Raw genomic sequence first — 11,637 nt, 5'->3', positions numbered from 1 at the left:
AATGAAAGAATACATGCAGGATTAAATTATCAAACGCCAACCTCTTATAAACTTATGAATTCTGTCTAAGTTTTTGTTGACATACCAAAGTAAGGATGCCTATATTCACACAAGTCGAGAGAAGTGTGAGCAAGGGTATCTATATTCACACAAGTCAGTAGAAGTGTAAGTAAGAGAACCTATATTTATACACAAAAAACCTCATTTCAATAATGAGGTTTTTTGTGTACTATTAGCTAGCAGACTGTTGTTGTGCTGCTTGCATTTGTTGTTGCTGTAATGCTTTTTCGTTTAAAATGTTATCTTCTATAGATTTCTTAATTTCTTTATCTTTGTAATCTACTTTGTATTCATCTAATAATTTTTTGTATGCATTAATGATGATTTTAGGATCTTTTTGAATTTTCAATTGACGATATTGTTCTTTAAGGCTCTCTTTTTCTTTTTTACTTGCTTCGCCTTTATCGGCTTTTATAATATGATAACCGTATTGCGATTTAACAACGTCTGAAATTTCACCGTCTTTAAGTTTAAATAATGCTTTTTCAAATGCTTCGTCCATTTGACCTTTCATTACGAAACCAAGTGAACCGTTTTTAGATTTAGTACCTTCGTCTTGTGTTTCTTTTTTAGCAATTTTTTCGAAGTCATCTGGGTTTTTCTTGATTTGAGCTAGTATGTCATCAGCTTTTTTCTTAGCTGCTTTATCACTCATGCCATCTTGCGAATCTTTTGATTTAACTTTTATTAAGATATGAGAACCTTTTTTAGTGTTTTTATCTATTTCTTTATCAGAAACTTTTACTGCATCATTGATGAATTCTTCTTGATATTTAGAAGTTTTTTGAGAATCTTTAAAGTCTTCTAAAGTTGCACCAGGTTTTTCTTGTTGAAGTGCTTCTTCAAATTTTTTCTTACCACCATATTGCTCGATTTGTTTATCAACTTGTTTATCCAATTTCTTAGTATCAACTTTGTCTTCGTATTTATCTTTTAAGACTTTGTTAAGTACAATTTGGAATGCATTTTGGGCTACTTCATTGTTACCCATTTTGTCTAAAACATCTTGTGAAGTAACATTTCCAGCTTTAGATTCTACTAAAGTTTCTCCAGAGTTGTCTGAACCGTTACCACAAGCGCCTAAAGTTAATACTGATGCCGAAAGTGTTATAGGTAACACCATTTTTTTAATTGATTTCATTAATAGAACTCCTTTTGTAAGAATACAATGATAAATATAGCATATTTGGTAATTTAATTACAAAAATTTATCTATAATTGTTGCGTATCCAGTGAACGTTTTGTTAACAATTCAATTCCGTTCTTTCTTTCTTCAATATAAGTTCCTCTTTTTGTAAATAAAATAATTTTCAAATATAGTAAGTCAATGATGGCTATACCAATATTTATAGACATTATAAAGAGAATGTAATGACCGTACTGTGGAATAATATTTATTAACACTAGTGATAGGGTAGTTAACGTAATCAAAGGACATACAAGTGCAAAGCAAAATACAATTTTGTTAACTGGTTGATCCACTCTAATATTATATAGTGGTAATGCACGTTTCGCCTTAGTCGTTTTATTCATTTTAAATGACTTACGATAATAAATGAGTACAATCAAATGCAATAATTTATGGATTGGATAAATTAAGCAAAGGACGAATAAGAATAAAATAAACTTATCGTCCTTTAATGGTTGAGTTTGTATATAATTAAATATTTCGTAAGTGACTATAAATGTTAAAAATGATACTAAAGCACTAATTAATACAATTCTCTGTAGTCCGTACCGAGAGTGTATATTGATTGATTTAGAACAAACAAACATAAGATATGTCACCTTCTAAGTTATGATTTATCTTGATATTATGCATCATCCTCAGAGCGTTCGTCAAGTAGATATTTTCTTAATTGTTCATGATTTTGTTCTATATGATTTATGAAGTCGCTACCATATATTTGACCAACAATATATTTTACATCAGTAAACTCCGGCATATTATACATAACTTTTTCATACTCAGTTGCAATTTCGTATAATCTATTCGTATCATTTGTATAACTTACATATGTTTTTCTTAAAACTTCAAGCCCTTTGTCGGTTAATTCTAAATATGTCGTACGTTTATCGTGTTGGCTTTTTGGCATAGTTAAATAACCACGTTTTTCTAAATTCTTAGCAAAGTTGAAAACCGTGGAAACGTGCATCACGCCATATTTACTCACTTCTGAAATAGTTGCTTCATCCAAACTTCTTATAATGATAAGAATGTGATGCTCATTAATATTTAAATCAAATGGTTTGATCCACTGTTGCCAATCTTTTTCAATAGTCTTCCATAAAGCTTTAGATAATTGCGAAACTTTATGAGTGAATAACATTTTTTCAATCATGTCCCGTTCGTTCGTCATAGTTAAATCCCCCTTTGATAGTATAATAAAAGCATGATACTGATGTATCATGCTTACATATAACACTTTAATAATATAATAATTTTAACACGTTTTCTATTTTTTTAGAAATGGAAGTTTAGTATTTTGGATTTCTTTTTGGATTTCATTTCCACGATTGCTTATATTTTCAATATTTTTCTGAATTTGTTCGATATTAGGGTTAATATCAGCTTTAAATTCATTTATCATTGTTTTTACTTCTTCACTTAAAGATTGAATAGCAATTTGGCTTTCATCTTTTGTTTTTAATACATAATTTTTAATCTCAACTGCATTGTCTTTAATTTCATTTAATTGGATTTTAGATCCATCAGTAGTTGATTTTAGATCTGTCTTTAATGTATCACCTGAACGATCTGTATTTAATATAGCTGTTGTAAAACCAGTAACTAGTCCTACACCAACACCAATAGCTAATCTTGAAAATTTCATAATAATCCTCCTTGATTTCTCTTACTTAAATATATACCCTATAAGCTTAAATATATGCAATGAATTATAATTGCTGTTGAATACTTTTTGCTATTTCTGCTTTTTTATCATCATCTATTTGGTCTTCATTTGTGTTCCAAATATAACCGAAACCATCTATATCTTCTTTGTATCTCGGGATTAAATGGAAGTGAATATGAAAAACAGATTGAGAAGCATATTCTCCATTATTTTGAATGATATTTAAACCGTCTGGATTGAAAGCTTTTTTAATAGCGTTAGCGACAATAGGCAGTGCTTCTGCTATATGTTTCATCGTTTCAGGATCGGTTTCGTAAATATTAGGTGATGCTTTTTTTGGTATGAGAAGTGTGTGACCTTTAGAAACTTGAGATATATCTAAGAAGGCATATACATAATCATTTTCATAAATTTTGTAAGAAGGAATTTCTCCGTCGATAATTTTGCTAAATACTGTTTCTGACATAATATCATCTCCTATGTAAATATTAACTTTATTATATCATGCAAGCAGTATCATCTTACAGTAAAGATATTATTTAATGAATGTATCAATAGGAACATGCTACAATATACTTTGGAGGTGTATTCACGTGACAATTAAAGTGAACAATTTAACAGGTGGATATGGTAAAAAAGCAGTTATCCATGATATCTCATTCGAATGTAAACCAAATGAAGTTGTCGGATTAATAGGATTAAATGGTGCTGGGAAGAGTACAACTATTAAACATATATTAGGTTTATTAACACCACAACAAGGTGAGATGTCCATAAATAATATAGATATAAAAGAAGATATAGAAGTATATAGAAGAAATCTTACATATATACCTGAAAGTCCTGTTTTATATGATGAATTAACATTAGAAGAACATATATATATGACGGCAATGGCTTACGGGATAGATAAGGAAACAGCACTTGAAAAAGCGATGCCTTTATTAAAAAGGTTAAGACTTGAGAATGAATTAAAAGTATTTCCAATACATTTTTCAAAAGGTATGAAACAAAAAGTAATGATCGTGTGTGCATTTCTAGTAGAACCAAAACAATATATTATAGATGAACCATTTTTAGGGCTAGATCCACTCGGTATTCAAACGATGTTAGATTTAATAGTAGAAAGACGGAATCAAGGTTCTTCAGTCTTGATGTCGACACATATACTCGCAACTGCTGAAAGATACTGTGATCGTTTTATTATATTGCATCAAGGCAAACTGATTGCTATGGGAAATTTAGATGAGTTAAGAAAAGAAACGGGTCTAACAAACGCAACATTGGACGATATTTATATACATTTAACGCAAGGTGACAATTATGAATGATGCTAAAAGTTTATTTAACATTAGACAAAAAGAAGAAGTTATAGAGAAACTTAAATATAATAAATTTATTTTTAATGGTCATTTTTTAATCTTTATAACAATAATGCTTGGAGCATTTGCGTTAGGCTATAGTAATTGGCTGAAAGATATTCCACAAAATATAAATTATCATTTAATTATTTCTATTATATTGTCTGTTTGTTCAATTTTTCCATTACGTACTTTGTTCCGAGAAGCTGATAAGTTATATTTATTACCATTTGAAAAACATTTATCAGTATATATAAAAAAAGCGATAACTTATAGCTATTTAAACAGACTTTATTTGCCGGTTGTTATTCTTGTGATAGGACTGCCGTTATTTTATAAATTAATGGTTAATGATTTTTATTTATACATCACACTTATAATTTTGAGCTTTATATTTCCATTGTTTGGCTTAGTTATAAAATGGTTCTGGTTAAAATACGGACTAGAAATGTGGAGTGTTAACATCGTTCTATTCATTATTTACGCAAGTGGTTATTACACGACATTGAAAGTAGGGTTGATGTCTAGTATATTGACCATCGTAATGTTAATTGCGTTAGTAATATTAATGGAGATAATGAATAGAGATACATTTTATCAATGGGAGACATTGATATCCATCGAGCATAATCATAAAATGAATTATTACAAATTCGTAAATATGTTTACTGATGTGAAAGTGTTAAATGAAAGAACAGTCAGAAGAAGGTATTTAGATATATTCTTAAAAGTACCAGCTTCAAAAAAATTCAACCAAGATTATATGTATAAATTTTTGTTTATAAGAAGTTTTGCAAGAGGTAAAGACGCATTCTTTATCGTTTTGAGATTTTTAATTATCGGTTTATTACTTATTTGGTGGATAGATCAATCGGTGATTTCTGCAATACTCGGAGCATTAATAATGTACTTACTCATCTTACAACTCTCTCAATTCTATAAACAACAAGCTTATGGATTATGGCCACAAGTTTGGCCAGTAAGTGAACATCAAGTAATAAAGGGATATCATCAATTTTTAATAAATATGATGATAATACTCGCTGTCATTTTATCAATTATATATATTGTTAAATTCCCAACAGCAATTTACTTTGTTATTTTATTCTTTATAGTAGGTTGGTTAACAATCGATTCATCTATTAAAAAGATTAAAAAACATCAAGAATTATTAAGAGACTAATAATAAGAGGCTGAGACAATTAATTAATTTGTCTCAGCCTCATTGTATGTTATTTATACTTCTTTTTCTTCTTCATCTTCGTCAGGTCTATACCAATACTTTGTATAATTAGCTGTTGAATATTGTTCTGCACCAGAGAATTTTCTTGTAGCATCTCTTGAGAAATATTCTGCAAAAAATGATGATTTAGTAAAATCTTCATATAGTTCATTTGAATCAAAACCAACTATAATCATGTAAGTATCGCCTTTTCTAGGCTTAAGCAATCTAAATGATTCAAAACCTTCAAAGTCATCAAACTGTCCATCGATATCTACGTAATGATTTTCAAATCGATGTTGCATTTCATCTGATACAGGAATGTAGCTAACTGCTAAAAATTCATGATTTATAAATTGCCCCTTTGATTCTAAGATTCGATATTCTCTTGGTTGCGCGAAAACTGTTTCACCAGTTGTTTCATGAATAAGCACCGTCGTATCTTGTCTAGTATAATGATGGATGTCTTCCTCTGGATATTTCTTTAAAATATTTTGAAGAAAATGATACGTACCAGTTGTTATATAACATTTCATAATTACAAACCTCCTATATCTCTTTATTTTGATTATAAACATGTAAGCGCTAAAATCAACCTATACATCAAATCTTTTGTATAATTTATGACTTTTTCTACACATAGATGTCTTTATAATAGAATATGTTAAAATAGATTGTAATGATTATAATGAGGTGAAAGAAATGAGTGTACCGTTTAACGACACAATTTTAAAAGCAGCAAAAGGTGAAAGTACAACTCATACTCCAGTTTGGTTTATGAGGCAAGCAGGTCGTTCACAACCTGAATATAGAAAAATTAAAGAAAAATATTCATTATTTGAAATTACGCATCAACCTGAACTTTGTGCTTATGTAACAAAGTTGCCTGTAGATCAGTATAATACAGATGCTGCAATTTTATATAAAGATATTATGACACCTTTAACAGGAATCGGAGTAGATGTAGAAATTAAATCTGGAATTGGTCCAGTTATACATAATCCAATAAAAGATATCACTGATATTAATAAATTAAGTCAAATAAACCCTGAAGAAGATGTGAAGTATGTTTTAGATACCATCAAAATTTTAACTGAAGAACAACTTAATGTACCTTTAATAGGGTTTACAGGAGCGCCATTCACATTAGCGAGCTATATGATTGAAGGTGGACCATCTAAAAATTACAATAAAACTAAAGCGTTTATGTATAAACAACCAGAAGCTTGGTTTAAACTGATGGATACACTTGCTGATATGGCGATACGCTATACGCATGCTCAAATTGATGCTGGTTGTAAAATGATACAAGTATTTGATTCTTGGGTCGGCGCATTAAATGCTGAAGATTACCATTACTTTATTAGACCATCAATGAATAAAATATTTACAGCTATAAAAGAAAAAAATGTACCAGTAACAACATTTGGTGTTGGGGCTAGTCATTTAATTGAAGAATGGAATCAATTGCCAGTTGATGTGATCGGTTTAGATTGGCGATTACAAATTAAAGAAGCACGTGAAAAAGGTATCACTAAAACTTTACAAGGAAACTTGGACCCAGCATTATTGTTAGCTCCATGGGAAGTAATTGAACAACGATTAATTCAAATTTTGGATCAAGGTTTAGAAAATCATAATTATATATTTAACCTTGGACACGGTGTGTTCCCTGAAGTTCAACCAGATACTTTAAGAAGAGTAGCTCAATTCGTACATGACTATTCAGCAAAATATAAATCACAAATGTAGTTGATAAATAAACAGCATTAATTTTACTTAAAGGGAGTATAGAAAATGAATAAAAAAGTCGGTCTTTTAGTTATGGCATATGGTACACCATATAAAGAAAGTGATATAGTGCCATACTATACGCATATTAGACATGGTCATAAACCATCTGAAGAACAAATTGAAGATTTAAAAGGACGTTACAAAGCTATCGGTGGGATTTCTCCACTAGCTGGAACAACTGAAAAACAAGCTGAAAGTTTGTTAGGTGCATTAAATGACACTTATGAAAATGTTGAGTTTAAAATGTATATTGGTCTAAAACATATTCGTCCATTTATTGAAGATGCAGTTGAACAAATGCATAATGATGGCATTGAAGAAGCGGTTACAATCGTTTTAGCACCACATTATTCTAATTTCTCAGTAGGTAGCTATAATAAGCGTGCCAAAGAAGAAGCGGATAAATACGGTATAAACTTGCATCATGTTGAACAATTTTATAATGAACCAGCATTTATTTCATACTGGACAACAATGATAAATGACACTTTACAAATGATTCCTGAAGAAAATCATGATGAAACAGTTCTAATAGTATCAGCGCATAGTTTACCTGAGAAAATTAAAAAAGCTAATGATCCTTATCCAGAACAATTAGAAGAAACAGCTAAAATATTAGCTGAAAAATCAAATATTAAACATGTTTCTGTAGGGTGGCAATCAGAAGGACAAACTGGGGAACCTTGGTTAGGACCAGATGTTCAAGATTTAACTAGAGAGCTATACAATAAACATGGATATAAACATTTTATATATACGCCTGTAGGATTTGTATGTGAACATTTAGAAGTACTATATGATAATGACTATGAATGTAAAGTTGTTTGTGATGAATTAGGTGTGAATTATCATAGACCACCAATGCCAAACATTGATCCTAAATTTATCGAAGCAATGGTATCGGCAATTAAGAAAAAATTCTAATTCGAACAATCGAATAAGAAAGAAGTGTTAAGCATGACAAAACGTATCGCAATAATAGGGGCAGGTATAACAGGGTTATCTGCTGCCCATTATTTGAAAAAAGAACAACCAGATGTTGAAATCGACGTATATGAACAATCAGATAGAGTGGGCGGTAAAATTAAAACTTATCGTGAAAATGGTTATACAATTGAATTAGGGCCTGAATCTTATTTAGGTAGAAAAACAATTATGACTGAATTAGCTGAAGAAATAGGTATAGCTGATGATCTAGTTACAAATAAAACAGGACAATCATATATTTATAGCCATAATAAACTTTATCCAATACCAGGCGGTTCAATTATGGGTATACCAACAGAAATTAAGCCATTCTTGAAAACGAAACTCATTTCGCCTGTAGCTAAATTAAGAGCCGGAATGGATTATTTTTTACCTGTAAAACCAATGAATACTGATATATCTATTGGCCATTTCTTTAGACAACGTTTAGGAAATGAAGTGTTAGAAAATTTAATCGAACCTCTTATGGCCGGTATTTATGGAGCGAATATTGATAAATTAAGCTTAAAAACTACTTTTCCTCATTTTAAAGAGCAAGAAGAAGAAGAGGGTAGTTTAATTAAAGGTATGATTGCTCAAAAATCTAAAAATAATGCTAATAAAAAAGTGACTGTTAAACCTAAAGGTCAATTTAAACAATTTAAACACGGTCTAGAATCTTTCATGATTACTCTGCGAAATGATTTAGAAAGTAAAGGAGTAAACATTCATTTAAATTCACAAGTACAAAATTTAAATGAAGAAAATGCTAAACCAATTTTAACAATTAATGGTGTAAACCATGAATATGATGGTGTGATTGTTACAGTTCCACATCAACATTTTGTTAAATGGTTTGAAGATGATCTTAAGCTAGATTATTTCAATTATATGCCTTCAACGAGTGTTGCAACTGTAGTTATGGCGTTTGATAAAGAACAAGTAGTTAATGATAAAGACGGTACAGGTTTCGTTATTGCTAGAACGAGTGATACTGCAATTACGGCATGTACATGGACTAATAAAAAATGGCCACATACAACGCCTGAAGGTAAAGTATTATTAAGAGCTTACGTAGGTAAACCAGGTTCTAATATCATTCATCATAAAGATGAAGAACAACTGAAACAAGTTGCTTTAAATGATTTAAATAAAATAATGACTATCAACGGTGAACCAGAATTTTCTATTGTTACGAAATTACCTTATAGTATGCCGCAATATGAAGTAGGGCATATTGATCGAATAAGAGATATACAGCAACATTTAGAAAAGAACTATAATAATTTAATTATTACTGGAGCTTCATTTGATGCAGTAGGACTTCCTGATTGTGTACAAATGGCTAAAGATGCAAGTGACAAAATGATAGAGTATTTGAAGTAAATAGTAGGAAGCAGGACAGAAATTCTAATTTAATATTAGAATTTCTGTTTTTTTTTTGATGGAGAGGTATGACAAGCAATGTTGGAGGACTGAATATTGCAAGATAGGTATGACAAGCAATATTGGGAGTCTGAACATTGCAAGATAGGTATGACAAGCAATATTGGGAGTCTGAACATTGCAAGATAGGCGTGACAAGCAATGTTGGAGGCCTGAACATTGCAAGACAGGTGCGACTAGCAATATTGGAGGACTGAACATTGCAAGATAGGCGTGACTAGCAATGTTGGGAGCTTGAACATTGCAAGATAGGTATGACAAGCAATATTGGGAGTCTGAACATTGCAAGACAGAGTAAACAAGCAACATATCAGCAGTATGAAAATATGCTTCTTCTTACATAATAATCTTAAATCCACAATTCTTATATGATTTAATGGCTCTAATATTATTGTTGTATTCCTCTTTATATGTTTTAAAATCTTCAATAATAGATGAGTATTTTTCCCTTTAGTGACAATTGTCACATAGATGTTAAAAGTTCAAATTTTTTATTAAGAAAAGTAAAGAAATAGCATTGACGTTATCTATATTTCTATATATAATTAAGAAGTTCTCAATTAGAGGCCCCTTGGTCAAGCGGTTAAGACACCGCCCTTTCACGGCGGTAACACGGGTTCGAGTCCCGTAGGGGTCACCATTTTTTATAAAAAAACAATTAATATTTTCTTGACATAATATTAATAAATGTGTTATATTGAAAAGGTAGCCAAATTACTTAATATTAACGCGGGATGGAGCAGTTCGGTAGCTCGTCGGGCTCATAACCCGAAGGTCGGTGGTTCAAATCCGCCTCCCGCAATACTTTTTAAAGATGGTCCCGTGGTGTAGCGGTTAACATGCCTGCCTGTCACGCAGGAGATCGCGGGTTCGATTCCCGTCGGGACCGCCATTTTTATTTTGGCTCAGTAGCTCAGTCGGTAGAGCAAAGGACTGAAAATCCTTGTGTCGGCGGTTCGATTCCGTCCTGAGCCATACTTTTTAACAAGTATGGCGATTGTGGCGAAGTGGTTAACGCATCGGATTGTGGTTCCGACATTCGTGGGTTCGATTCCCATCAGTCGCCCCATTTAAATTTAATATTAAGCGGGTGTAGTTTAGTGGTAAAACCTCAGCCTTCCAAGCTGATGTTGTCGGTTCGATTCCGATCACCCGCTCCATTATTATTCCACAGTAGCTCAGTGGTAGAGCTATCGGCTGTTAACCGATCGGTCGTAGGTTCGAGTCCTACCTGTGGAGCCATATAGGCCCCTTGGTCAAGCGGTTAAGACACCGCCCTTTCACGGCGGTAACACGGGTTCGAGTCCCGTAGGGGTCATATAATCAGAGGTGAAATATCGCTTCTGATTTTTTTGTTTGTGGAGAGTTGTCCGAGCTGGCCGAAGGAGCACGCCTGGAAAGTGTGTAGGCGCCACAAGCGTCTCGAGGGTTCGAATCCCTCACTCTCCGTTTGTACCTTAATAATCAACTCATCCAAGACGTTGGTATTAAAGTGTTTTCTTGCACTAGGTAAGTAAACGTGAATGAGCAAGTGTCAAATAGGTGTTAAGAGATTAATCTCTTCCACGTTGACCTTGCTCTTTTTTTATTGTCTTATTTTAAGCAATAAATTGTGGTAACAGTAGCTAAAGTATAGCTTGTTAAATTGGTGATTTATTAATATTTTTCGCAAATACGTCAATAGGAGCAGGAATTATATCAATTAGCTTTGTTTTTGTTAAAAATAATCACATTAGATATATTAGTCTAATTTGGTTTGTGGTTAATATTGGGAACATATTATTTCTAATACCATTAATAATGTTTTTGTTATTTTTTGTAATTTAATAAATAGGGAGATTCAAAGATAATTAGTATTTTTAAATAGTAAATTTTATCTAAAATAATTCATATAGTACAATTTACCTTATAATATTAATCACCTAAATAATAA

At 31.5% G+C, this 11,637-nt stretch carries 11 protein-coding genes and 9 tRNA genes; 14 read left to right on the top strand and 6 right to left on the bottom strand.

The features are described 5' to 3' along the window. Nucleotides 1-232 precede the first annotated feature (232 nt). The 5 genes from CD129_RS01045 to CD129_RS01025 form a co-directional block, all read right to left on the bottom strand. Nucleotides 233-1,201, bottom strand: a complete 969-nt coding sequence (locus CD129_RS01045; RefSeq protein WP_078357619.1) for a peptidylprolyl isomerase — start codon at nt 1,199-1,201, stop codon at nt 233-235. Between the two features lie 71 nt (nt 1,202-1,272). Next, nucleotides 1,273-1,836 (bottom strand): DUF3267 domain-containing protein, encoded by a 564-nt coding sequence (locus CD129_RS01040; RefSeq protein WP_115337295.1) that lies wholly within the window; start codon nt 1,834-1,836, stop codon nt 1,273-1,275. Between the two features lie 38 nt (nt 1,837-1,874). Continuing rightward, the gene (locus CD129_RS01035; protein ID WP_115337296.1) at nt 1,875-2,420 is read right to left on the bottom strand and encodes an HTH-type transcriptional regulator Hpr; all 546 of its coding nucleotides are present in this window, start codon (nt 2,418-2,420) and stop codon (nt 1,875-1,877) included. A 96-nt stretch (nt 2,421-2,516) separates the two neighbouring features. Continuing rightward, a complete protein-coding gene (locus CD129_RS01030) occupies nt 2,517-2,894 on the bottom strand; it encodes a YtxH domain-containing protein (RefSeq protein ID WP_078357616.1) in 378 nt (125 codons plus the stop codon). A gap of 64 nt (nt 2,895-2,958) precedes the next feature. Further along, on the bottom strand, nt 2,959-3,381 hold the full coding sequence (locus CD129_RS01025) for an HIT family protein (RefSeq protein WP_115337297.1): 423 nt from the start codon (nt 3,379-3,381) through the stop codon (nt 2,959-2,961). Between the two features lie 127 nt (nt 3,382-3,508). Here CD129_RS01025 and CD129_RS01020 point away from each other — a divergent pair, with 127 nt between their 5' ends. After that, a complete protein-coding gene (locus tag CD129_RS01020; RefSeq protein ID WP_107509872.1) occupies nt 3,509-4,246 on the top strand; it encodes an ABC transporter ATP-binding protein in 738 nt (245 codons plus the stop codon). Beyond that, a complete protein-coding gene (ecsB, locus tag CD129_RS01015; RefSeq protein WP_078357613.1) occupies nt 4,239-5,459 on the top strand; it encodes an ABC transporter permease EcsB in 1,221 nt (406 codons plus the stop codon). Before CD129_RS01020 ends, ecsB begins: the two co-directional genes overlap by 8 nt. 53 nt (nt 5,460-5,512) lie before the next feature. On the opposite strand, the gene CD129_RS01010 is transcribed toward ecsB, so the two are convergent. Then, nucleotides 5,513-6,034: an antibiotic biosynthesis monooxygenase family protein gene (locus CD129_RS01010; protein ID WP_078357612.1), complete on the bottom strand. Its 522-nt coding sequence runs from the start codon at nt 6,032-6,034 to the stop codon at nt 5,513-5,515. A 166-nt stretch (nt 6,035-6,200) separates the two neighbouring features. On the opposite strand from CD129_RS01010, the gene hemE reads away from it, so the two are divergent. The 12 genes from hemE to CD129_RS00950 all read left to right on the top strand — a co-directional run bounded on the left by hemE (nt 6,201) and on the right by CD129_RS00950 (nt 11,153). After that, nucleotides 6,201-7,250 (top strand): uroporphyrinogen decarboxylase, encoded by a 1,050-nt coding sequence (gene hemE / locus CD129_RS01005; RefSeq protein WP_078357611.1) that lies wholly within the window; start codon nt 6,201-6,203, stop codon nt 7,248-7,250. A gap of 45 nt (nt 7,251-7,295) precedes the next feature. Beyond that, nucleotides 7,296-8,216, top strand: coding sequence for a ferrochelatase (gene hemH, locus CD129_RS01000; protein ID WP_107509870.1), 921 nt, complete (start codon nt 7,296-7,298; stop codon nt 8,214-8,216). A gap of 33 nt (nt 8,217-8,249) precedes the next feature. Next, complete coding sequence (gene hemY, locus CD129_RS00995; protein WP_078357609.1) at nt 8,250-9,644, top strand: protoporphyrinogen oxidase; 1,395 nt, start codon at nt 8,250-8,252, stop codon at nt 9,642-9,644. Between the two features lie 625 nt (nt 9,645-10,269). Next, nucleotides 10,270-10,344, top strand: a tRNA-Glu gene (locus CD129_RS00990). Nucleotides 10,345-10,432: 88 nt separating this feature from the next. Further along, a tRNA-Met gene (locus tag CD129_RS00985) sits at nt 10,433-10,506 on the top strand. A gap of 14 nt (nt 10,507-10,520) precedes the next feature. Next, nucleotides 10,521-10,596: transfer RNA gene (locus CD129_RS00980), tRNA-Asp, on the top strand. Between the two features lie 10 nt (nt 10,597-10,606). Continuing rightward, nucleotides 10,607-10,679, top strand: a tRNA-Phe gene (locus tag CD129_RS00975). A gap of 18 nt (nt 10,680-10,697) precedes the next feature. Beyond that, a tRNA-His gene (locus tag CD129_RS00970) sits at nt 10,698-10,773 on the top strand. A 17-nt stretch (nt 10,774-10,790) separates the two neighbouring features. Continuing rightward, a tRNA-Gly gene (locus CD129_RS00965) sits at nt 10,791-10,864 on the top strand. 7 nt (nt 10,865-10,871) lie between these two features. Next, nucleotides 10,872-10,946: transfer RNA gene (locus CD129_RS00960), tRNA-Asn, on the top strand. A gap of 4 nt (nt 10,947-10,950) precedes the next feature. Next, nucleotides 10,951-11,022: transfer RNA gene (locus tag CD129_RS00955), tRNA-Glu, on the top strand. A gap of 42 nt (nt 11,023-11,064) precedes the next feature. Next, nucleotides 11,065-11,153: transfer RNA gene (locus tag CD129_RS00950), tRNA-Ser, on the top strand. The last annotated feature ends 484 nt before the right edge of the window (nt 11,154-11,637 follow it).

Source organism: Mammaliicoccus fleurettii, assembly GCF_003970575.1.
Taxonomy (GTDB): domain Bacteria; phylum Bacillota; class Bacilli; order Staphylococcales; family Staphylococcaceae; genus Mammaliicoccus; species Mammaliicoccus fleurettii.
The sequence above is the reverse complement of the archived record's forward strand: the minus strand, read 5'-3'. Positions and strand labels throughout refer to the sequence as shown.

Coding starts and splice junctions, on each gene's coding strand:
- CD129_RS01045 (WP_078357619.1), bottom strand. CDS start 1,201: ATGAAATCAATTAAAAAAATGGTGTTACCTATAACACTTTCGGCATCA.
- CD129_RS01040 (WP_115337295.1), bottom strand. CDS start 1,836: ATGTTTGTTTGTTCTAAATCAATCAATATACACTCTCGGTACGGACTA.
- CD129_RS01035 (WP_115337296.1), bottom strand. CDS start 2,420: ATGACGAACGAACGGGACATGATTGAAAAAATGTTATTCACTCATAAA.
- CD129_RS01030 (WP_078357616.1), bottom strand. CDS start 2,894: ATGAAATTTTCAAGATTAGCTATTGGTGTTGGTGTAGGACTAGTTACT.
- CD129_RS01025 (WP_115337297.1), bottom strand. CDS start 3,381: ATGTCAGAAACAGTATTTAGCAAAATTATCGACGGAGAAATTCCTTCT.
- ecsB (WP_078357613.1), top strand. CDS start 4,239: ATGAATGATGCTAAAAGTTTATTTAACATTAGACAAAAAGAAGAAGTT.
- CD129_RS01010 (WP_078357612.1), bottom strand. CDS start 6,034: ATGAAATGTTATATAACAACTGGTACGTATCATTTTCTTCAAAATATT.
- hemE (WP_078357611.1), top strand. CDS start 6,201: ATGAGTGTACCGTTTAACGACACAATTTTAAAAGCAGCAAAAGGTGAA.
- hemH (WP_107509870.1), top strand. CDS start 7,296: ATGAATAAAAAAGTCGGTCTTTTAGTTATGGCATATGGTACACCATAT.
- hemY (WP_078357609.1), top strand. CDS start 8,250: ATGACAAAACGTATCGCAATAATAGGGGCAGGTATAACAGGGTTATCT.